Genomic DNA, 21,516 nt, shown 5'->3' on the forward strand with positions numbered 1-21,516 from the left:
GGCTGTCTATCAGAAGCCTGACAAGGAGGCTATGCTCCGGTGTGACCGCGATCACACGATCACACCAGGAGCTCTCCCATGAGGGGAAAAGCCGTCGTCGCGCGGTTCGGGGCGCTCGCCGCCGGACTGCTCGCCGCCGTCGTCGCGATACCGGACGGGGCCCAGGCCGGGACACCGGGACCGGCGCCCGCCCTGACCGCCCCGTCCGCCCGCACCGTCCTGACCGACGCCCAGGTCGCCGCGCTCAGCCCGGACGCGCAGGCCGCGCGGCTGGCCCCGCTGCGCGCCGTCGCCGACGCGGTGGGGGCCGCCGGGCGGGGCAGCGCCGCCGACGTGTACGGCAACCTGGCCATCGACGCGGGCCGGGACGTGGTGACCGTCTATCTCACCGACACCGCGCAGGCGGCGCGGGTACTGGCGGCGGCGCGCGCCGCCAACCCAGGGGTCGACAGTTCCCTGATCCGCTTCCAGAAGGCGGCCGCCACACACGCCGCGCTGGACGCCGCCGCGCAGCGCGTCGTGGCGCTGGCCGACGCCGGGAAGCTGCCGGTGCACGTCGACCTGGTCGGCCCGGCCGGCGACGCCTCCGGGCTCGAGCTCGACGTGGCGGACCCGGCCACGGCGCCGGCCGCGCTCCGGGCTCCGGTGCCGGCCGTGGGCGGCGCGGCGGCGGCCCCGAACCTGGCCGCGTCCCTCGGCGTGCCGCTGGTCTACCGGCAGGGGCACTCGCTGCAGGCCAAGTCGTGGGCGAACACGAAGTGGGAGGACAGCACGCCGTTCATCGGCGGCGACGCGATCACCGGCAGCGGCAGCGGACACGGCTGCACCGCGGGGCTACCGGCCGTCCGCAAGTCCGACAACCACCCGATCATGGTGACCGCGGCGCACTGCTTCGGCGTCGGCACGAAGGTGTACACCCGGGCCGGGACGCCGGGCGACTACAGCAACGGGCTGAAGGGCAACTACGTCGGCACCGTCACGGCGCGGGTCGAGGAATGGGACGCGGAGACCATCGACGGCGCGAACAACAACGCCGACGAGTCCGACACCACGGGTTGGATGCGGCTGACCAGCTTCGCCTATTCCTACAACGGGGACTATGTGTGCCACGACGGGCAACGGTCGTACTTCATGGGGCACCCGACGCCCTGCAACATCAAGGTGACCAACCAGGACATGTACTGCGGGCCGAGCACCGGGTGCCCGGGGCTGTCGTACACGGCCCGCGGTGTGTGGGGCGACGCGGTGAACAACGGCTGGGGCGCGGCCGGCGGGGACAGCGGCGCGACGATGTTCGCGGTCGAACCCGGCGGGGTACGCCAGGCGCGCGGGCTGTTGTCCGACGGGACTCCCGGTGACGGGACTCCCGGTGTCTTCTGGACAGAGGCGACCGACATCTTCGACTACTACGGGTTGACCTTGAATCCGCAGACCTGATCCCCTGGTCGTAGCTTGGAGAAGTCGTGGCTTGGAGAAGTCGTGGCTTGGAGAACCGGGCCGGTGCAGAACGGAGATGCGCGGCGTGCTGGCGAGTCTGCTCCCGCCGGAGGTGGCGGTCGAAGAGATCTTCGGCGATCCCGAGGACGCGGTGCTGTTCCCCGGTGAGGAGGCGGTCGTCGCGCGGGCCGTGGACAAGCGGCGGCTGGAGTACACCACGACGCGGCATCTGGCCCGGACCGCGCTGGCCCGGCTCGGGCTGCCGCCGGTCGCGATCGGGACCGGCGGCAACCGGGAGCCTTTGTGGCCGGCCGGGATCGTGGGGAGCATGACGCACTGCCGGGGGTACCGGGCGGTGGCGGTCGCGCGGGCCGGGGCCGGGGCGGCCGGGCTCGGGATCGACGCCGAGCCGCACGGGCCGCTGCCGGAGGGCGTCTTCGACACCATCGCGCGGCCGGACGAGATGCCGGCGCTGGAGGCGCTGGCGGCGGAGCGGCCGCGGGTGCGGTGGGACCGGCTGGTGTTCAGCGCGAAGGAGTCGGTGTACAAGGCGTGGTTCCCGGTGGCGCGGCGGTGGCTGGGCTTCGGGGAGGCGTCGGTGGGGTTCGTGCCGGTCGAGGAGATGTCCGGCACGTTCACCGCGCGGATCCTGCAGAGCGGCGCGCCGATCACCGAGATGTCCGGTCGTTGGACGATCGAATCAGGGCTCGTGCTCACCGCTGTCATGGTCTGAGACGGTTTGCCCGCGGGACGGGCCGGGCAGGTTCCGGCCGTGGCGCTCTCCGTGGGTTTCGAAGGCACCGACCAGCCCTCATCCGTCATCTCCTCCAGCGTCGAGGCGATCGCCGCCGGGACGATGGTCCTGTCGCTGGCCACCGCCGACCCCTCGGGCACCCCGCACGCGAACATGGCGTTCTTCGCGCTGGGGAGCGAGTTCGACGTCTTCTTCGTCAGCGAGCCGAGCACGCGGCACGGACAGAACTCCGCGGCGCGGACGGCGGCGTCCGCGGCGATCTGGCTGCCGCCGCCGGAGTTCGGCGAGGGGCTGCGCGGGATGCAGCTGAGCGGGGAGTGCGGGGCGGTCGTGGGGACGGAGGCCGAGGCGGCGTTCGAGGCGTACCGGGGGCGCTTCCCGTCGTTCGGGGGCGACGCGGCGGCGCGTGCCGCTTATCTCGACGGGACCGGCGCGGCGAGTCTGTACCGGTTGCGGGTGGACCGGCTGCGGCTGGTCGACGAGCCGCACCTCGGCCGGCGCAACTACATGGAGCTCAGGGTCCTGCGGTAAGGGGCGCCGATCCCGGTTTTTCTTTCCTCCGCGCCGCCGTCGCCGCGCGCGACGGCTCGCGGCGGGAGTCTGTGACGTGGCACTTCGGTCAGACGTTGTGGTTGCGGCCCGCAATCAGGTAAACAGGCCTGCGTGAGGAACGGGCTGGTCGAGGGCGTGTCGCTGCGCGCGGTGCTGCGGGAGTCAGGGGCGATGGCGCCGGAGGCCGCGGCCTCGGTGCTGGCCGGAATGCTGGTGACGTTGGCCGTGGCGCACGGCGACGTGCGCCCGGAGCACGTCAGCGTGGACGGCGCGGGAGGTATCGCGCTGACCGACTTCGGCGGCGCGGGGGCCCGCTTTGTGCCGAACGCCCCCTCGTACATGGCCCCCGAACGCCTCAAAGGCGGCCTGGCGAGCGAGACCGCGGACGTCTTCAGCGCCACCGCGGTCTTCTTCGAATGCCTCACCAACGAGAGCCCCTTCGTCGCCGCGACCCGCGACGACCTGACGGCACTGCACGAATACGCGGAGGTCATCGCCGAATTCGCGCCGCAGGACCTGCGCGCACTGACCCAGCACGGCCTGGCGCCGGACAAGGCACGCCGACCCGCCACCCCGCACGAGTTCCTCGAGGAGGTCACCGCCACCGCGAGCGCCGTGTACGGCACCGACTGGCAGCAGCGCGGCCGCGCACTGCTGGCCGGCTGGGCGGCGGCCGCCGCCGACGCGCAGGGGGCGGAGCTGGCGACGCCGGCGGGGCGGACGGAGGCGCCGCCGGTCGGGGAGCCGATCGATGAGGCGCTGCTGGGGGGCGGGGAGGCGGAGGCGACTGACGCCGCGCCCGACACTGCTGCCGACGCCGGGGCTGGCGCGGCGGTAGCGGAGGCCGCTGGCACGGCTGATGGTGGTGACACGGCTAATGGTGCTGACGCCGCGGAGGAGATGCCGCCGCCGATCGGGGAACCGATCGATGACGCGCTACTCGGCACAGAAGAGCCGGCACCGGCGGACCCCGAACCGGCCGCGAATCAGCCTGAGCACACCGCAGCCACCGACGACGAGGACTACGACTGGTTCAGCGGAGGCGCCAAGACGGAGCCCGAGCCAGTCGGCGCCGAGGCGGACGTTCTAGCGGCTTTCGATGGCGCACGCGCCGGACGAACCACCGAACCGGAGCCGACCCCTTACACGCCGAGCGGGTTCGACGTGTTCGCCGGCCGGTCGGGCGGCACGGCGGCGGAGGTCGAGGCTGAGGCCGAGTCCGAGCCGGTGAGCGGGATCTGGGACGAGCCGACGCCGGGTGCCGAGCCGGAGGACGAGGCCGTTGCCAGCGCGGGCGCGGGCGCAGGCGCCTGGGACGGCATTGGCGGCGAGCAGGATCCGGAAGCCGGGGACGAGGGACCGGAGGCTGCGGCGGTCGAGGATGGGCTCGGCGAGGTAGCCGGCGAGGCGGATTCGCCGGCGGAAGTGGCTGAGCCGATCGAAGACACGCTCGCCGAGGCGGATTCGCCGGCCGATGCGGCTGAGCCGGTCGAAGATGCGCTCGCCGAGGCGGATGGCGAGACAGATTCACTGGCCGGGGATGCTGAGCCGGTCGAGGCTGCGCTCGCCGAAGTGGCTGACGAGACAGATTCGCCGACCGATGCGGCCGAGCCGATCGAAGAAGCGCTCGCCGAGGCGGATGGCGAGACAGGTCCGCTGGCCGATGCGGCTGAATTCGCGGAGGCTGCGGCGAGCGATGATGCGCTCGCCGAGGCTATTGGCGAGACGGATTCGCTGGCCGAGGCCGCTGAGCCGGTCGAGGCTGCGGCGAGCACTGATGTGCTGGCCGATTCTGCCGAGCCGGTGGCGGCCGCGGCTGATGGTCTCGACTCGGAGGATGATTCCGAGTTCGAGCCGATGATCGAGGACAGCAGCGAGCTTCTTGCGGCGTTCGATGCTTTCGCCCCGTCGACGCCGGCCGCCGAGCCCGAGCCCGAACTCGAAACCGAGGCCGAGGCCCAGCCGGCGCCGAGCGCCGAGCCTGTGCCGAACCCCGACCCGTTCGCCGGCCTCCAGCTCACCGGACTCGCGGCCGCCGATCTCGCACTCTCCGTGCCGGAAGCCGCCGAGCCGGAAGCAGCCGAGCCCGAGCCCGAAGCCACCGAGCCCGAAGCCGCGCCCGAAACCGAACCCGCCGACACCGACACCGACACCACCACAGACTCCGACCTCGAAGACGACTGGGTCTTCCCCGCGAAGCCGAGCCCGAAGGTCCCGCGCTCGCTGTCCGCCTTCGCCTTGAGTCTGCCGAGCATGCCGCGGCCGCAGGAGGCCGAGGAGCCCAAGCCGGTGGTGCAGACCAGTGCGCCGGACGACTGGTTCCGGCCGGGGGTGGCCGAGCCGGTGGGCGAGGATGCCCATCACACGCAGGTGCTCAATCCGGATCGGGACAACACCATCGAGTCCGAGGCCACTCGGACGCTCGATGAGGTGCCCGCGGAAATGGCCGAGGGTAGCGGCAAGGTTGCGGCCGGTACGAAGGAAGTCGCGCGTGACGACGACGGCGACGACGAGGACGAGAACGAGGACGAGGACGACTTCGGCCCTCCCAGCGCCCCCGGCGGTCCCGGCGGACCGCGCCGGAAGACGCTCGTCGGGGCCGTGACCACCGCCGTGCTGCTCGTGGCGGGGGCCACCGCGGTGGTGCTCGGCGGGTCGGGGAAGGCTCCGCAGGGCACGGGTGCGACGCCCACCGAGACGGCCACGTCGAGTGCGCCCGCGGCCACCGCCGCGCCGACCGCGCCGACCGGGACCAACAACGGCTCCGACACCACGGCGTCCGCCACCGCCCCGAGCACGCACCACTCCTCGACGCACAGCCGCACCCGCGCGTCCTCCCCCAGCTCGACGACGCACTCGTCCAGCGACGAGACCCCGACGCACAGCTCTTCCAGCGAGACTTCCGCGAGCCAGTCGAGCTCTTCGTCGGCGCCGACCAGCAGCGCTCCGACGTCGACGACGAATTCCTGCATCCCGATCATCGTCCCGTGCGGGCCCACCACCAGCTCCACCGAAGGCGGCGGCAGCACCAAGACCCCCGGCAACTAGGCACGCCGACAGGCCCAGGCACCCGCCACTACTCCGAAAGCAGCCCGGCCGGCCCAGGCGCGCCGCCGCTACTCCAAAGGCAGCGCCGCCACCAACCCCCGCCACCGCCAGCCCCGCGCCATCACCGACACCCGGCCCCGCGTGATCGGGTAGCACCCCAGCCCGACCAGCGTGGCCGTGAAGTGCCCCACATCCGTGAAGGTCCTCCCCCGCAGCATCGCCACGCCGTAGAACACCAGCACCCCCGCCGCGTACACCCACCGCATCCAGCCGCGCGGCCACCAGTACGCCAGGACCGCGATCACGCCGGCCAGGGCGTAGCTCACGCCGTAGTCGAGCGTGTAGCGCTTGGACGCCGGGACCGTGCCCTCGTGGATCGCCCAGGCCAGCACGCCCTCGCTCACGTACGTGGCCAGCACGTGGCACACGAACGCCACCGTCAGCCAGCGCCAGGTGCCCAGCCAGCGTTCGGCCTGGGCGTGGAAGAGGGTGTACAGGAGCACGTAGAACAGCCAGCTGCCGCCGTCGATCCACAGGGCCGACTGGATCAGGACGCGCAGCGGGTCCTGGAGCAGGTAGTGGATGTTGGTGCTGCGGCGTTCCAGGATCCAGTGCTCCGCGCGGGGGCTGGCGCGCTTCAGGATGCCGGTCGTGATCAGCAGGATCAGCAGCCAGAGGTAGGTGCCGGGGGCGCTGCGGACGTAGTTCTCCACGCCGCGTGCCGCCCGGTTCAGCATGTCCCAAGCGTCACTGGCTCGTCACAGGCGTGTCCCGACGGGTACCGCCGAACGGGCGAATCGTGGGAGGCTGCGTGCCCGTGAGCATGAGCATCTCCAACCTGGACGACGTCTGGCACCGAGTGACCGGCACGCAGCCCGATCCGCCGCGGAACCTGATCCTCGCGGTGGGCGCGGCGGCGCTGGTGGCGGTGCTGTGGCGGCCGGTGTGGCGCATAGCCCGCAACACCGTGACGATCGCGCACGAGGGCGGGCACGCCGTCGTCGCGCTGCTGTGCGGGCGCCGGCTGTCCGGGGTGCGGTTGCACCACGACACCTCCGGCGTCACGGTCTCCTACGGCAAGCCGCGCGGTCTGGGCATGATCCTGACCGTCGCGGCCGGCTACACCGCGCCGAGCCTGATCGGGCTGGGCGGGGCGTGGCTGCTGGCGGCCCAGCACATCACGATGTTGCTGTGGGTGAGCGTGCTGTTGCTGGCGCTGCTGCTGATCGAGATCCGCAACTTCTACGGCGTGCTCACGGTGGTGCTCACCGGCGGCGCCGTGTTCGCCGCGTCGTGGACCAAGAACACCGATGTGCAGGCCGGGTTCGCGTACCTGATGGTGTGGTTCCTGCTGCTGGCCGGGGTGAAGCCGGTGCTGGAGCTGAGCCGGACCCGGACGCGCACCGGGGCCCGCGACTCCGACGCCGACCAACTGCACCGGCTGACCGGCTTCCCGGCCGGCGGCTGGCTGTTCGTGTTCGCGCTGGTGGCGCTGGGGTGCGCGGCGGCCGGGGGCCGGTGGCTGCTGCACCTCTAGGCGTCCGCGGACCAGGCGTCTGCGGACGTCGCCAGGTGTGCCGCTGGGCACAGCTAGGTGTGCAGCCCGATCAGGCCGACGAAGATCGGCCCGGTCAGCGGCAGCAGGAAGTTCGACAGCGTGTCCGTGATCGTGTACCCGATCATCGGCACGCTGCTCTGCGCGGTGTTGGTGATCGCGGTGATCGCCGGCGTCGAGCACTGCTGGCCGGCGATGGCGCCGATCAGGATGGGCTTGTCGATCTTCAGGAACCGGCGGCCGATCCACAGCCCGAGGAGCGCCGGGATCAGCACCATCGCGATCCCGGACAGCGGGAGCAGCAGCGGGTACTTCTTCAGCAGCGGGCCGGCGTCCGGGCCCGCGGACAGGCCGGTGACCGCGATGAACACCGCCAGGCCCAGGTCCTTCATGGTGGCCGCGGCCACCGGCGGGTAGGCACCGAAGGAGCGGTCCACCTTCGACTTCATGCCGACCACGTTCAGCGTGTCGCCAACGTGGATCTCGGTGGTGCCGGAGGCCGGCAGGTCGTTGCCGAGCCGGTTGATGCCGGTCAGGTACACGCCCTCGGTGGGGCCAGGGTGCTCCTACGCCGCGCCGCCGCGCATCTGCTCCCACAGCCTGCGGGAGGCCTCGGCCAGGTTGGTCTTCAGCAGCCGCGGGAAGACCTGGCTGGTCAGCAGCACGATCGAGATCAGGCCGAACAGGTAGCAGACCGAGTAGGCGGTGGCCACGTGCGCCGAGAGGGTCGTGGCCTGGCTCGGGGTGATGCCCGGCAGCTTGGTATCAGCGACAGCACGCCGAACCTCAGGCCCCTGGGGTTCAGGTTGGCCACGAATCCGGGCCCGGCGAAGTAGCCGAGGGAGAAGATGAACAGCGCGAAGGCGACGTCATCACGTCGTTGCTCCGCCCAGCGTGATCGGTCCGACCCGCAGCTTTCCGACGAGGTACCCCAGCGCCAGGCAGGCGAACAGGGCGAGGACGGCGTTCTCCTGCATGAGCTTCAACACACGAGCATCCGACCCCGCACGTACCCGCGCCGCGCCAGGGCCGCGCCCGAACGGGTGAGCCGGGCGTGATCGGTGATCCGGTAGCGTCGTTGGGCTTTGGTGCCCCGCCCGGCGGCGGCCGCGGTGTCAGACAGGGGAGGAACGCCGTGCCCTTCTTCAGGAAGCGCAGGGACGTGCGGGACGGTGGGAACGGTCCGGACGAAGACGATGGCGTCCCCGGTGGCTCCGGTGGCTCCGGCGGCCCCGGCAACCCCGGCGACCCCGGCGACCCCGGCACCGGCGGTGAAGGTGAAAGCGCCGCGACCGGCGCCGGCGACGAGGCCAGGCGCGTCCTGTGGGACCGCCGGCGCCACGCCTCCGGCACCCGCACCGGCAGCGCCTTCAGCGAGGCCGTGGCCGGGTCCATGGACTCCCTGGGCGGCGGCGTGGACCTCGCCTGGCAGGGCTTGAAGAACGTCGGCGCCATGTTCCGCGACCGCCGCCGAGTCGGCGTGCGGGCGGCCGACCAGCCGAGCGCGGACTGGCTGCGGCAGCTGGCCGCGCTGCTGAGCACGGTCGGCGCGGAGATCCTGCGTTCGGGGACGAACACCATCGAGGCCGAGACGCAGATCACGGACATCGCGGCCCGCTACGGCGTGTCGGCCCGCTGCTTCGCCCTGCCGACCGGGATCTTCGTGCGGGTCCAGACGGTGTCCGGCGATACCAACGAGCTGGACTTCGCGCCGGTCCCCGTCGGCGGGATGCAGCTCAACCAGGTCAACGCCCTGCAGTCGCTGGTCCAGCGGATGCTCGAGGAGGCGGTGTCCTTCGACGAGGTGCGCAAGGCGCTGCGGGAGGAGCAGAGCCTGCCGCGGCGGTTCAAGCCGGCCGCCGTGATCTCCGGCTACGCGATGCTGACCCTGGCGCTGGGGATGCTCCAGCACCCGACGTGGAACGCGGCCGCCGGCTATGTCGTGGCCGGCACGGCGGTCGGCGTGATGCAGTACCTGGTGGGGCGCTACCTGCCGAACCTGCTCACGCTGTTCCCGGTGGCGGCGGCGATCATGGTCACCGCGCTGGCGCTGCGCTTCGCCGGGCCGGTCCTGCACCAGGACCCGGGCTTCCTCTACATCCCGCCGCTGATCGGCTTCCTGCCCGGCGCGGCGCTCACCCTCAGCGCGATCGAGCTGGCCACCGACTCCCCGCTGTCCGGCGTGACCCGGCTGGCCGGGGCCGTCAACGTGCTGCTGATGCTGGCGCTGGGCATCCTGGTCGCCACCGACACCGTGCGCCCGCACCCGGTCGGCACGCCGGTCCCGGCCACGCTCGGCGCCTGGGTCGGCTGGGTCTCGGTGCTGCTGCTGGCGGTCGGCTTCACCCTCAACCACGACGCGCCGAACCGCTCGCTAGGCTGGCTGACCGTGGCCCTGCTGGTCACCCGCGTGGTGCAGACGGCCGGCACACTGGTCGGCGGCCAGGCGCTGGGCGCCTTCGTGGCCGGCATGGCGCTGCCGCCGACCGCGAACTGGATCGGCAAGCGCGCCACCATCCCGGACCAGGTGATCTTCCTGCCGGCGTTCTGGATGGTGGTGCCCGGCGCGCACGGGCTGTCGGGGGTGCAGCAGCTGCTGGTCGCGCACAGCTCGGCCGGGTGGCAGACGCTGCTGAACGTGATGATCACGGTCGGCGCGATCGCGTTGGGGGTGCTGGCCGGGGCTTCGCTGCGGCGGAAGACGCGGCTGGAGGTGCTGCCGGCGGAGGAGATGGCGGGGGCTGGGGCTGGGGCTGGAGGTTAGGGTCCTCAGCCTCAGCCCTCTTCGGCCTCCGACTTCCGCCGCTTCTTGACGACCCCCCGGAAACCGGTGTAGACCACGGCGAGCAGCGCGATCCACAGCAGCCCCGGCTGCCAGTGCTGCGCCGCGGGCGCCGCGAGTCCGGCCGCCGTGTAGGGGCCATCGGTCAGCTGCTCGCGGACGGTGCCGCAGGCCAGCGTCGAGCCGGTGGAGGAGCTGCGGGCGCAGGCCGTGGAGGTGAACTGGTCCGTGGGGGCGGCCGGCTTGGCGTCGCGGACGCGCGGGGCGAGGTGCTCGGACTCCTCGACGGTCCCGGCCATCACCTGGTCGGTGAAGACCGCGGTGTGGCCGGCCGGGACGCTCGCCGTCCAGCGCATCGTGCGGTCCTGCTGGGTGGCGGCGGGGCTGGAGTCGACGAGCTGGAAGCCGGCCGGGACCAGGTGGTAGACCTCGAGGTCCGGGTACGAGGTCGACGATTCGTTGTCCACGCGCACGGTGTAGTCGACCACGTCGCCAGAGTGGGCCGAACGGGTGTCGTCGCTGATGTCGACGCGCACGCCGTTGGCGGTCGCGCTGGCGCTGGCGTCCGTGGGCATCGTGGGCACGGCTCCGGCCCGGGCCGCGAGCGTGGACATGGTCCCCACTGTCATCGCGGCGGCGACCACCACACCGACGGCCGCCGCACTCCGCATCATGGTCCGCATACCCATGTTCTTCGGCAGAAGAGGGGGTCCAGCTTTAGAAGACGGTGCGGACGCTGACGGAGAACCGGCAGCGGCTCGACGCGCTGGCGGCGGCGCTGATGGAGCACGAGTCGCTGGACGAGGCGCATGCCTATCGGGTGGCGGGGGCGCCACGGCAGGTGTCCGACTCGGATTAGCCACGCCCGGGCTTGGCTATCGTGACAGTGTGCTGAGCCGTCTGCCCGCCGACGCGTGGGACTACGTCCGCGACGCGCCGGGGACCTATCTGTGGCTGGTCGCGCTGTTCGGCGTGTCGCTCTATGTCAGGCGGCTGCCGGCCGACCGCGCCGCGAAGCTGTTGGAGCAGAACTCCACGAACCTGGATCGGCTGCGGCACGCTCCGGTCAAGGTGATGATCACCAGTCTGTTCTTCACCGCGGGGACCAGTTGGTTGTTCTATGCGGTGACCTACAGCGTGTTCCACGCCCCGACAGAGCACTGGCTGGGGACATGGCGATGGCTGGTGGTGCTGCTGGTCGCCCACGTCGGGGCGACGCTGCTGAGCGAAGGGTGGGTCGCGCGGGAGATCCGTGCCGGACGGCTTCCGCAGTCGGAGCGGACCACGGCCGACTATGGCGTCAGCTATGCGCAGGCCGGGGCTTCGGCGGTGTTGGCGTACCGGATTCCGATGCCGTGGCTGGTGCCCTACGTCGTGGCGCTGATCGGCTTCTACGGATACGGATGGTTCAAGAACCGGCGGGACTTCACGGCTATCGGGCATCTGTGCGCGCTGGCCATCGGGTTCACGTTCTTTTGGATCGCTCCGTAATCCCTTTGGATCGCTCCGTGATCCGGTGCGGAACAGGCAGACTTGAGGGACTTGAGCATCTAAGCCTTGCCCTTGGTGTCCTTGCCCTCGTCCGGCGCCCGGACCTTGATCGCGACGTGCAGGCCCGCCTCCCACTCCAGGGCCGCCTTCTGCGCGGCGTGCCATGTGCACAGGGCCAGGAGGTTGCCCACGGAGTGATCGTCCTTCTTGCCGGCGTGGACGACCATGCTGGCCTCGCGGGAGCAGCCGACCTCGAAGTGGGCGTGCTTCCATTCGCAGCGCCGACCGCAGCGCCGCATGACTTTGCGTACCAGCCGGTTCCAGTTTCGCGGTAGCTTCACCAGATCCTGCGATCCACTCACATCTTCGGGTTCCCCTGAATATCCGATCGGTGTGCGGGGCGCAGGTATTGATCACCTCAATGAGTGATGCGGCGGGCGTTCGAGTGACAGCGGGTGGCTAAGCTCACGGGGTGCTGATCGTCACCTCCGCGCTGCTGCGGCGCACCGGACCCGATGGACGTCCCGAAGTGCTGGTCGGGCTGAAGAAGACCGGCTTCGGCGCCGGGCTGGTCAACTGCCCGGGCGGGAAACTCGAGCCCGGGGAGAGCCCGCAGGAGGCGGTCGTGCGCGAGTTCGCGGAGGAGACCGGCATGACGCTGGCGGTCGGCGACCTGAAACCGGCCGCGGAGCTGGTCTTCCGGTTCCCGGACGTGCCGGAGTGGGATGATCTGCGGCTGCATTACTTCACGGCGACGAAGTACGCCGGGGAGCCGCGGGAGAGCGCGGAGATCGCCGCGGACTGGATGGCCGAGGCGGATCTGCCCTACGGCCGGATGTGGGACGACTCACGCCTGTGGCTGCCACTGGTGCTGGCCGGCGAGCACGTCGTGATGGACGTCACCTACGCCGGCCGCAGCAAAGTGGCCTCTTATATCCGTGAGCCGTCGCCGGCCGGGTGAGACTATTGCTCCACCGGGTGCAGCGACATCGGGCCGTAGACGACTGAGGTGTCCTCCATCAGCGTGACCTGGTCGACCCCGGCCTCCAGCAGGTCCTTCCAGTTCTCTCCGATCCAGCTCTCGGCGTCGGACTGCGTGGAGAACTCCTCCGGTTTCGCACCGGTGTCCTTCTCGCCGCCGGCCGTGTCCTCATAACGCCACATGAAAGTCACAGTGTTGACCCCTTCAATCGCCCAGCCATCGCTGAATAACATAACGCGGACGTTGATCCTTGGCGGTGCGCGTTCGGGTAAGTCCTCCGAGGCCGAGCGTCGGCTCACCCTCCTGGCTGACGACGGCGTGTACGTCGCGACCGGCGGCCGGCGCGACGGCGACGCCGACTGGGCCGACCGGGTACGGCGGCACCGCGAGCGGCGGCCGGACTCGTGGGCGACGGTGGAGACGACCGACGTCGCCGGCGTGCTGCGCGACGCGACGCGGCCGGTGCTGGTGGACTGCCTGACCCTGTGGCTGACCGCGATGATGGACGAGGCCGGCGCCTGGGACGACGCGGCCTGGCACGGCGGCGGGGAGCAGAAGCTGGCGGCGCGGTTCGACGAGCTCGAGGACGCATGGCGTTCGGCGACGGTGCCGGTGCTGGCGGTGAGCAACGAGGTCGGGCTGGGGATCGTGCCGGAGGGCGCCGGGGTGCGGCGGTTCCGGGACGAGCAGGGGCGGCTGAACCAGCGGATCGCGGCGGCGTCGGAGACGGTGGTGCTGATGGTGGCCGGGATCGCGATGACGGTGAAGTAGGCGCGGGGCTTCCCCATGCCGAGTGCGCCGCCGCTAGGCTGTTCGCACCATGGACGCGCCCGAGAACCCCACCCCCGAGTCGGCCGAACTGCCCGAGCCCCGTGCGGCGGCGGCGATCGAGACCGAGACCGTCACCGAGGTTGTCGCCGAGGGCGGCGAGGCTGCCGCGGCCGGCGATGCTGTGAGCGAGCGCGGCGCCGACGCCGACGCTGAGGCCGATGCCGGCACTGGCGCGGACGACGACACCGAAACCGGCACCGACGCACCGGCCGGGCCCGAGCCGCTGAACCTCGACAAGCTCGCCGACCAGGCCGAGCGTCCCGACGAGGCGGCCCGCGACCAGATGCGCGCCCGGCTGGCCGAGCTGGCCGTCCCGGCCGCGGGCCTGGGGCGTTTGGAGGAGTTGGCGGTCTGGCTGGCCGGCGCCCGGGGCAGCGGTGAGGCGAAGGCGATCGAGCGGGCGCGGGTCGTGGTGTTCGCCGGCGACCACGGGGTGGCGGCGCTCGGCGTCTCGGCCACGGCCCCGGAGCAGGCGCAGGCCGTCACGGCCGCGCGTGTGAAGCAGATCGAGGACGGCGGCGGCGCGGTCGGCGTCCTGGCGCGCCTGCACGGCGCGACGGTGCGCGTGGTCGACGTGGCGGTCGGCAGCCCGTCCGGCCGGGTCGACAGGGAGGACGCGGCCACCCGCGAGCAGATCGAGGAGGCCTTCCGGCTGGGCATGGCCATCGCCGACGCCGAGGCCGACTCCGGCGCGGACGTGCTGATCCCGGCGATGGTCGGCGTGGGCGGCAGCACGGTGGCCTCGATCCTGTCCGGCGTCCTGACCGGCAAGGACGCGGCGGCGGTGACCGGCCGCGGCTCCGGCGTGGACGACACCGCCTGGATGCGCAAGTGCGCGGCCGTCCGCGACGCGATGCGCCGGGGCCGCCCGGTCCTCGGCGACCAGCTGGAACTGCTGACCAAGGTCGGCGGCCGCGACTTCGCGGCGCTGACCGGCTTCCTGCTCCAGGCGGTGATCCGGCGCGTGCCGGTCCTGCTCGACGGCGTCACCACCACCGCCTGCGCGATGCTGGTGCAGCGCATCGCCTACCGCTCCCCGCAGTGGCTGCTGGCCGGCGCGCTGTCCCCGGAGCCGGCGCACAAGGCGGCCCTGGACCGCCTCTCGCTCGAACCGCTGGTCGAGGGCTACGAGGTCCGCCAGGCCGAGGGCACCCTGGGCCTGCTCGCCCTGCCGATGGTGAAGGCCGCCGCCGCGCTGGCCGCGGAGCTGGCGACGTTCGCCGAAGCCGGGATCCCGGAGCCGGTGCTGCGGTCGCGGGTGTGAGGGCCGGCGGCCGGCGCGCTGATAGTTCGCGCGACGAAGCCGGTGCTGCGGCCGCAGACCTGAGCACCATCGACCGGCGCACTGATGATTCGCGCGCCGAAGCCGGTGCTGCGTCCCCCGGCCCGACCACCGCCGCCGAGCGCTGGCTGAACGGCCTCCGTCTCGCCTTCTCGACCCTCACCGCCCTCCCCGTCGGCCCGCCGCGCGAGGTCGACCGGTCGGTGGCTGGCCGCGCGATGACCTGCGCCCCGGCGGTCGGCGCGGTGCTCGGCGCGCTGGCCGCGGCGATCGGCGCGGGCTTCGGCTGGTGGACCTCCAGCCCCGTCGTCGCGGCGGTCGCCGGCGTGGCGACGCTCGCCGCGACCACCCGCGGCCTGCACCTCGACGGCCTCGCCGACACCGCCGACGGTCTCGGCTCGGCCAAGCCGGCGCCGGACGCGTTGCGCATCATGAAGGCCTCGGACATCGGCCCGTTCGGCGTCATCACCCTGGTTCTGGCCCTGCTCGGCCAGGTGCTGCTGCTCGCCGCCGCCTGGGGCCGGCACGGGGCCTGGTACGGCGCCTGCGCCCTGGCAGTGGCCTGCGTCGCCGGACGCCTCGCGGTGACGTGGGCCTGCCGGCCCGGCGTGCCCTCCGCACGGCCCGACGGCCTCGGCGCGTGGGTGGCGGGGAGCGTTTCGCGGGCGGCGGTCGGCGTGGCGTCGGCCGCCGCGGTGGCCGTGGCCGGTATCGCAGGGTTCTGGGCGAGCGACGGGGCGCGGTGGCTGCTGTGGCCGGCCGCCGTGGTGGTGGCCGTCGGCGCGGCGACCCTGGTGCTGCGCCACACGATCCGCCGCTTCGGCGGCATCACCGGCGATGTGCTGGGCGCACTCGTCGAGGTCGGGTTCACCGCCGCGCTGGTGGTTCTGGCCCGCTAGGGCGCACCGGCTCCGCGCTGGGCCGCCCATGGCTTGAAGGTGCCATGGAACCTTTGTGCCACCGGCTTTTTCTTTCAAAGCTCTGACCTGGGCGCGAGACTCTTACTCACCGGAAGGCGCCGACGGGCGTGCCGGATACGGCATCGGGATCTCCCGCCATGCCACACCCCCCATCTCGCCCACAGGAGTTCCGCCATGCCCGAAATCCCAAGATTCGCTGCCACACCACGCCGACTGCCGACGAAGACTGAGAAGAGAGCTGCGATGGACAAGTTCCGCCGCCGGTTGTCCGGCGCACTGATCGCGGGTTCCGTGGCCGCCACGATGTCCGCCGCGCTCATCGCCGGACCGGCTCACGCCGACGGCGCACCGGCGTGCACCGACACCTCCGCCAAGGGTGGTGCGATCTCGCCGTGCATGATGCTGGCCCGCGCCGACAACTGGATCGCCAACGGTGTCCCCTACGACCAGGGCGGTTGGTACGCCAGCCCGTCGGGAGACGGCACCTACCGTGAGGACTGCGCCGGCTTCGTCGCCATGGCCTGGCACATGACCTGGAGCCCGCCGGTCAGCTACGCCCCTCCGGGCCTGGACGACCCGTCGATCTCCAAGTACCTGGGCACCGTCAGCAGCCTGAAGGCCGCCGGCCAGTTGGCCACGATCCAGCCCGGGGACGCCCTGGTCCTCACCGGCGAGCACATCGTGCTGTTCGCCGGCTGGACGGACTCCTCGCACACGGCAGCGGTCATCGACTCCGAATCGCACACCGGTGTTCCCACCTCCCAGGCTTCGGGGCACGACGCCTGGGACACCGACTACTTGATCAACAAGGGATACAAGGTCTACCGCTACAACAACGACCAGCTGAACAACCCCGCGAGCCCGCCCACGACCACCGTCACCGGCACGACCGTGACCTCATCGGCGGTCACGCTGACCGGTACGGCGAGCCCGGCCGCAGACTCCTTCTACTACCACGTCCAGCAGAACGGGGCCGACAAGCTCGTCTCGCCGGCCGTGCCCGGCACGCCCGGGACGACCACGCACACCTGGCAGTTCGATCCCAAGCTCCTGCCGAACGGGACCTACCAGGTGGTCGCCACCGCGACGCTCAACGGGGTGATCGGCAGCTCCGCGCCCTCCCCGATCACCATCAACAACGGCCCGGTGGCACCGGCCGCCCCGACCGTCGCCGTGCCGTCCGGCCCGCTGTTCGGCACGATCGCGCTGACCGCCTCGGCCCCGGGCGCCAGCTCGGTGACGTACAAGCTCGACGGCACTGTGATCGGCACCTCGACCTCCGGCCCCGACTTCTCGCTCGAATGGGACACCGCGACGGCGACGCGCGGCGCGCACAGTCTGACGGCCGTCGCGAACAACTCCGGCGGTGCCTCGCCGGCCTCCTCGCCCCTGAGCATCACCGTGAGCTCGCACTCCAACCCGTCCCTGGCCGCGCTGCCGAACGGCGGCTTCCAGACCGCCTGGCACGGCGCCGACACCCAGAACCCGGCGGGCAGCCTGTGGTTCGCCTCCGGCACCGGGACGGCCATCGCCGGCAACCCCGCGGACCCTGATGTGCTGGGGGTCGCCCCGGGCACCTCGCCCTCGGTCATCACCGAGCCCGACGGCAGCTGGGTGACCGCCTGGCACGCCCCCGACACGGACAACCCGACCGGCAGCCTGTGGATCGCGACGGGCACCGGGACCACGGTCACCTCGATCGCCGAACCGGACAAGCTCAGCGTGGCCACGGACACCAGTCCGGCGCTGACCGCGCTTCCCGGCGGCGGCTGGGAGGTGGCCTGGCACGGCGCCGACACCCAGAACCCGAGCGGCAGCCTGTGGCTGGCCGCCGGCAGCGGCACCGTCATCGCCGGCAACCCGGCCGACCCGGACGTGCTCGGCATGGCCCCCGGGACGAGCCCGGCGCTGACCACCCTGTCCGACGGTTCGTGGGAGACCGCCTGGCACGGCGCCGCCGACACCGGCCCGGGCAGCCTGTGGCTGGCCAACGGCACCGGGACCACCATCAACGGCAACCCGGCCGACCCGGACGTGCTCGGCGTCGCCGAGGGGACCAGCCCGGCGCTCACCGCGCTGGCCGGCGGCAGCTGGGAAGTGGCGTGGCACGGCGCCGACTCCCAGAACCCGAGCGGCAGCCTGTGGCTGGCCAACGGCACCGGCACCGTCATCAACGGCAACCCGGCCGACCCCGACGTACTCGGCATGGCCCCCGGCACCAACCCCGCCATCGCCGCCTTGACCGACGGCACGTGGCAGGTCGCCTGGCACGGCGCCGCCACCAGCGGCCCGGGCAGCCTGTGGCTGGCCGACGGCACCGGGACCACCATCAACGGCAACCCGGCCGACCCGGACGTCCTGGGCGTGGCCGCCGGCACCAGCCCGTCGCTGATCGCCCTGCCGGGTGCGCAGTGGGAGGTGGCCTGGGTCGGCGCGGACACCAACGACAGCCTGTGGCTCGCGACCGGCACCGGCACGGTCATCTCGGGCAGCCCGGCCGACCCGGACGTGCTCGGCGTCGCGTGACAGAACCCTGTGTAACAGAACCCTACTTGACAGACACCTGTGTAACAGAACCCTGGTAGTACAAAGGCAGTGCCCCGCTGACCGCCCGGTCGGCGGGGCACTGGTGGTTCCGGCTCCCCTAACGCCGCAACACCCGGGCCCGCAGGGCACCCGCGAAGAACCTCCACTTCGCGAGCCCCGAAGGCTCGTAGAACACGATGAAGTCCTCGAACCTGTGCACCCCGCGCCGTCCGCCGACCCGTACCGCCGCGTCCCGCAACGCGGTCAGCTGCGCGACCGTCATCGGCAGCGCCCGCTCGCGCGGCTGATACGTCGCCCCGGCCGGGTAGTCGCGGTGGGGCCGGTCGGTCATCTCGACGTGGCAGCCCATCACCCATGTCACCTCGTGCGCGGCGCAGAACGCCACCAGGCGGTTCAGGGTGGCCACCAGTTCCGGGGGGTCCGCGACGTAGATCCGGCCCGGGTACACGGTGTCGCCGGTCAGCAGGAAGCCGGTCGCGGGGTCGAAGAACACCACCCCCGCCGCGTGGTGGCCGGGCGCGCCGATGGCGCGCAGGGCTCGGCCGCCGAGGTCGAATTCCACGTCCTGGTCCGGCCAGCGGGTGTCGTCGAACCCGAAGAACTCGCGCACCGCCTCCGGTTCCTTCGCGACGACGACCGTGTCCGGCCGTCCGGCGAACTGGGCGTCGGCCGCGACGTGGTCGCCGTGGCCGTGCGTGTGCGCGACCACCAGCTCGTAGCCGTCGCGCGGGTGCCGGCGCAGCCAGTCCGCGACCAGGGCGTCGATCGTCTCGCGCAGCGGGAAGACCGCGGGGTCCGCGGTCGCCCCGGTGTCGAGCAGCAGGGCCCGGTCCTGGCCGAAGAGCAGGTAGAGGAACGGCGCCTCGAAGCTCGTGCTCTTGCTCTGGCGCAGGATCACCGTGCGCTCGTCGTAGGACCGCACCTGGATCGGCGGCTCCGGGGCCGAGCGCGAGCCCCAGCGCGGGACGCCGTGGTTCCAACTCAGGTCGAGCGGGCTCGGCACGAGGTCAGACCGCCCCCACCACGATGCCCCAGGTGTGCGTCACCGACTGGCCGGGCTCCAGCACGATCAGGCCCTTGCCGCTGGCGAAGGCGTTCGGCGGGCAGCTCATCGGCTCGACCGCCAGGGCCGAGCGGCGGTACGGCGCGTCGAGGGGGTCGCCGGAGAACAGCTGCACCCACTCCAGGCCGGCGCCGAACCACATCGTCACGCCGTCCACGCCCTGGCCGAGGGTGACGCGGGCCTGGCCGTCGGCGTCGCGGACGATGTCCGTGTAGGCGGTGTCCAGGGTCACCGCGCGCAGCGAGCGGCGGTCGCGGAAGTCGTACGGGGTGCCGCCGACCGGGACCTCGCACTGCGGGATCATGCGCTCGTCGACCATCAGCCAGCGGCCGGCCGGGACCTGCGCCAGGCCCTGCGGGCCGTCCAGGCCGCCGTCCACCTTCAGGTAGGCGTGCGAGCCGATGCCGTAGGGCGCCTCCCAGTCGCCGGCGTTGCGCGCGCTCACCGAGACGGTCAGGCCCTCGTCCTCGTCCAGCGCGTACTCCGCCGCCAGCTCGAGCAGGAACGGGTAGCCGGGCTGCGGCTCCAGACGCAGGGTCAGGCGGACCGAGGAGTCGGTCTGGGCGTCGAGCTGCCAGTGCGCGTGGCGGGACAGGCCGTGGATCGCGTTGTTGCGCGCGGGTTCGGTGATCTCCAGCTCGCGCTCGACGCCGCGGAAGGTGTACTTGCCGTCGCGGATCCGGTTCGGCCACGGGATGAGCAGCTGACCGCTGCCGCCGACCGGGACGCCGTCCTCGGGGAACTCCATGATCAGTTCCCGGTTGTCCAGTCGCAGAGTCCTGAGAGCGGCCCCGACCTCGGTCACCGTGGCGGCGTACTGCCCCGCCTTGATCGTGTACTGCTGTCCGGTCGGCCGCTCGCCACCATTGCCCGTATGGGGGGTGCTGATCATGCGGCCATGCTCCCACGAAGGCGCCCCCGGCGCTCGGGCCGGGGGCGGATCACCTGAGCTCGGTCTCAGCCGCGGGTGCGCACGTCCACGAACGGAGGCTTCACCACGGTGAACGCCGCGGCCTTTCCGCGCACGTCCAGGTACACCGTGTCGCCCTCGGTGTACTCGCGGTCCAGCAGCGCCAGGCCGATGCCCTCGCGCAGGCTCGGCGAGAAAGTTCCAGAGGTGACCTCGCCGATCTGCTTGCCGTCGGCGTCGTTGACGACCATGTGCGCGCGCGGGATGGCGCGGTCCACGGCCTTGATGCCGCGCAGCAGGCGCTTCGCGCCCGCCTCGCGCTCGGCCAGCAGCGCCTCGCGGCCCCAGAACGCCGGCTTCTTCCAGCCCACGGCCCAGCCGGCGCGCGCCATGTTCGGCGTGATGTCCATCGACAGGTCCTGGCCGTGCAGCGGGTAGCCCATCTCGGTGCGCAGGGTGTCGCGCGCGCCGAGGCCGCAGGGGCGGATGCCGAACTCCTCGCCGGCGGCCAGCAGCGCGTCCCACAGCGCCTCGGTCTTGTCCCACGGCGCCACCAGCTCGTAGCCGTGCTCGCCGGTGTAGCCGGTGCGGCAGACGGTGAGCGGGGCGTCCTGGAACGAGGCGACGGCGAAGGACATGTAGTCGTGCTCGGTCGGCAGGCCGAGCGCGGCCAGCACCTCGGCCGACTTCGGGCCCTGAACCGCCAGCACCCCGAAGTCGCGGTGCCGGTTCTCGATGGCGACGCCCTCGGGGGCGGCGGCCTGCAGGCGGCGGACGACCTCGGCGGTGTTGGCCGCGTTGGGGATCAGGAAGACGTCCTCGGGGCCGTTGAGGTAGGCGATGAGGTCGTCGACCACGCCGCCGGTGGCGTCGTCGCAGCACAGCGTGTACTGCGCCTGGCCGGGCTCGATGCGCTGCAGGTCGTTGGCCAGCACGGAGTTCACGAACGCCGCCGCGCCCGGGCCGGTGACCGAGGCCTTCCCGAGGTGGCTGACGTCGAAGACGCCGACCTGCTCGCGGACCGCCGCGTGCTCCTTGAGCACGCCTCCGGTCTTGCTGTACTCGATCGGCATGTCCCAGCCGCCGAAATCGGACATCTTGGCGCCCAGGGCGACGTGCCGGGCATGCAGGGGCGAGGTCAACAGATCGCTGGTCACAGGCCGAGACGATACCCGAGAAGGGCACTCCGGCGAGCCACGGCCGAGGCGGTGCGCAGCGACGGGGGGATGGACTGCCCGGGAACGGGGAAGGTCATCCCGGCGCCTCGCCCGGCATGCCGCTACGGAATACAGTCGCCTAAAGTAACGATGACTCGGGTGACGGCCGCCTCGACCGCTGTGAAGGGCGACCCCTGCGAAGGGC

At 72.2% G+C, this 21,516-nt stretch carries 20 protein-coding genes and 1 pseudogene; 13 read left to right on the forward strand and 8 right to left on the reverse strand.

Translation table 11 applies throughout. The features are described from left to right. Positions 1–78 precede the first annotated feature (78 nt). The 4 genes from ABH926_RS19780 to ABH926_RS19795 all read left to right on the forward strand — a co-directional run bounded on the left by ABH926_RS19780 (position 79) and on the right by ABH926_RS19795 (position 5,791). Positions 79–1,437, forward strand: coding sequence for a peptidase (locus tag ABH926_RS19780; RefSeq protein ID WP_370367154.1), 1,359 nt, complete (start codon positions 79–81; stop codon positions 1,435–1,437). An 85-nt stretch (positions 1,438–1,522) separates the two neighbouring features. Next, positions 1,523–2,170, forward strand: a complete 648-nt coding sequence (locus ABH926_RS19785; RefSeq protein WP_370367155.1) for a 4'-phosphopantetheinyl transferase — start codon at positions 1,523–1,525, stop codon at positions 2,168–2,170. 39 nt (positions 2,171–2,209) lie between these two features. Next, complete coding sequence (locus tag ABH926_RS19790) at positions 2,210–2,722, forward strand: pyridoxamine 5'-phosphate oxidase family protein (protein WP_370367156.1); 513 nt, start codon at positions 2,210–2,212, stop codon at positions 2,720–2,722. A gap of 132 nt (positions 2,723–2,854) precedes the next feature. Then, a complete protein-coding gene (locus tag ABH926_RS19795; RefSeq protein ID WP_370367157.1) occupies positions 2,855–5,791 on the forward strand; it encodes a hypothetical protein in 2,937 nt (978 codons plus the stop codon). A 68-nt stretch (positions 5,792–5,859) separates the two neighbouring features. Here the strand turns inward: ABH926_RS19795 and ABH926_RS19800 are convergent, their stop codons facing one another. Beyond that, positions 5,860–6,528 (reverse strand): rhomboid-like protein, encoded by a 669-nt coding sequence (locus tag ABH926_RS19800; RefSeq protein ID WP_370367158.1) that lies wholly within the window; start codon positions 6,526–6,528, stop codon positions 5,860–5,862. Between the two features lie 86 nt (positions 6,529–6,614). Between ABH926_RS19800 and ABH926_RS19805 the strand changes: the two genes are divergently transcribed. Beyond that, a complete protein-coding gene (locus ABH926_RS19805) occupies positions 6,615–7,328 on the forward strand; it encodes a M50 family metallopeptidase (protein ID WP_370367392.1) in 714 nt (237 codons plus the stop codon). Positions 7,329–7,381: 53 nt separating this feature from the next. Here ABH926_RS19805 and ABH926_RS19810 read toward each other — a convergent pair. Next, positions 7,382–8,323, reverse strand: a pseudogene (locus tag ABH926_RS19810) (hypothetical protein). A gap of 158 nt (positions 8,324–8,481) precedes the next feature. On the opposite strand from ABH926_RS19810, the gene ABH926_RS19815 reads away from it, so the two are divergent. Continuing rightward, positions 8,482–10,110 (forward strand): threonine/serine exporter ThrE family protein, encoded by a 1,629-nt coding sequence (locus tag ABH926_RS19815; RefSeq protein WP_370367159.1) that lies wholly within the window; start codon positions 8,482–8,484, stop codon positions 10,108–10,110. A gap of 11 nt (positions 10,111–10,121) precedes the next feature. Here ABH926_RS19815 and ABH926_RS19820 read toward each other — a convergent pair whose 3' ends face one another. After that, entirely contained in the window at positions 10,122–10,811 is a 690-nt protein-coding gene (locus ABH926_RS19820) for a hypothetical protein (protein ID WP_370367160.1), read from the reverse strand. Between the two features lie 44 nt (positions 10,812–10,855). Between ABH926_RS19820 and ABH926_RS19825 the strand changes: the two genes are divergently transcribed. Both ABH926_RS19825 and ABH926_RS19830 read left to right on the forward strand, forming a co-directional pair. Then, complete coding sequence (locus ABH926_RS19825; protein WP_370367161.1) at positions 10,856–10,987, forward strand: hypothetical protein; 132 nt, start codon at positions 10,856–10,858, stop codon at positions 10,985–10,987. 29 nt (positions 10,988–11,016) lie between these two features. After that, positions 11,017–11,619, forward strand: a complete 603-nt coding sequence (locus ABH926_RS19830) for a rhomboid-like protein (protein ID WP_370367162.1) — start codon at positions 11,017–11,019, stop codon at positions 11,617–11,619. Between the two features lie 59 nt (positions 11,620–11,678). Here the strand turns inward: ABH926_RS19830 and ABH926_RS19835 are convergent, their stop codons facing one another. Next, positions 11,679–11,960 carry a hypothetical protein gene (locus ABH926_RS19835; RefSeq protein WP_370367163.1) on the reverse strand — a complete coding sequence of 94 codons (282 nt, stop codon included), beginning with the start codon at positions 11,958–11,960 and terminating at the stop codon, positions 11,679–11,681. 131 nt (positions 11,961–12,091) lie between these two features. On the opposite strand from ABH926_RS19835, the gene ABH926_RS19840 reads away from it, so the two are divergent. After that, entirely contained in the window at positions 12,092–12,580 is a 489-nt protein-coding gene (locus ABH926_RS19840) for an 8-oxo-dGTP diphosphatase (RefSeq protein ID WP_370367164.1), read from the forward strand. A gap of 2 nt (positions 12,581–12,582) precedes the next feature. Here the strand turns inward: ABH926_RS19840 and ABH926_RS19845 are convergent, their stop codons facing one another. Next, positions 12,583–12,792: a hypothetical protein gene (locus tag ABH926_RS19845; RefSeq protein ID WP_370367165.1), complete on the reverse strand. Its 210-nt coding sequence runs from the start codon at positions 12,790–12,792 to the stop codon at positions 12,583–12,585. A gap of 52 nt (positions 12,793–12,844) precedes the next feature. Between ABH926_RS19845 and ABH926_RS19850 the strand changes: the two genes are divergently transcribed. The 4 genes from ABH926_RS19850 (at position 12,845) to ABH926_RS19865 (ending at position 18,160) form a co-directional block, all read left to right on the forward strand. After that, the gene (locus tag ABH926_RS19850; RefSeq protein WP_370367166.1) at positions 12,845–13,372 is read left to right on the forward strand and encodes a bifunctional adenosylcobinamide kinase/adenosylcobinamide-phosphate guanylyltransferase; all 528 of its coding nucleotides are present in this window, start codon (positions 12,845–12,847) and stop codon (positions 13,370–13,372) included. A 49-nt stretch (positions 13,373–13,421) separates the two neighbouring features. Then, positions 13,422–14,696 (forward strand): nicotinate-nucleotide--dimethylbenzimidazole phosphoribosyltransferase, encoded by a 1,275-nt coding sequence (locus ABH926_RS19855; RefSeq protein WP_370367167.1) that lies wholly within the window; start codon positions 13,422–13,424, stop codon positions 14,694–14,696. 146 nt (positions 14,697–14,842) lie between these two features. Further along, the gene (locus ABH926_RS19860; protein WP_370367393.1) at positions 14,843–15,613 is read left to right on the forward strand and encodes an adenosylcobinamide-GDP ribazoletransferase; all 771 of its coding nucleotides are present in this window, start codon (positions 14,843–14,845) and stop codon (positions 15,611–15,613) included. A 264-nt stretch (positions 15,614–15,877) separates the two neighbouring features. Beyond that, entirely contained in the window at positions 15,878–18,160 is a 2,283-nt protein-coding gene (locus ABH926_RS19865; protein ID WP_370367168.1) for an Ig-like domain-containing protein, read from the forward strand. 118 nt (positions 18,161–18,278) lie between these two features. Here ABH926_RS19865 and ABH926_RS19870 read toward each other — a convergent pair whose 3' ends face one another. From ABH926_RS19870 to gcvT, 3 genes are all read right to left on the reverse strand, one after another. Continuing rightward, positions 18,279–19,184: an MBL fold metallo-hydrolase gene (locus tag ABH926_RS19870; protein WP_370367169.1), complete on the reverse strand. Its 906-nt coding sequence runs from the start codon at positions 19,182–19,184 to the stop codon at positions 18,279–18,281. Between the two features lie 4 nt (positions 19,185–19,188). Continuing rightward, entirely contained in the window at positions 19,189–20,136 is a 948-nt protein-coding gene (locus ABH926_RS19875; protein WP_370367170.1) for an aldose 1-epimerase family protein, read from the reverse strand. A 65-nt stretch (positions 20,137–20,201) separates the two neighbouring features. Then, positions 20,202–21,311 (reverse strand): glycine cleavage system aminomethyltransferase GcvT, encoded by a 1,110-nt coding sequence (gcvT, locus tag ABH926_RS19880; RefSeq protein ID WP_370367171.1) that lies wholly within the window; start codon positions 21,309–21,311, stop codon positions 20,202–20,204. Between the last annotated feature and the right edge of the window lie 205 nt (positions 21,312–21,516).

The sequence above is a fragment of the Catenulispora sp. GP43 genome, assembly GCF_041260665.1.
Classification (GTDB): domain Bacteria; phylum Actinomycetota; class Actinomycetes; order Streptomycetales; family Catenulisporaceae; genus Catenulispora.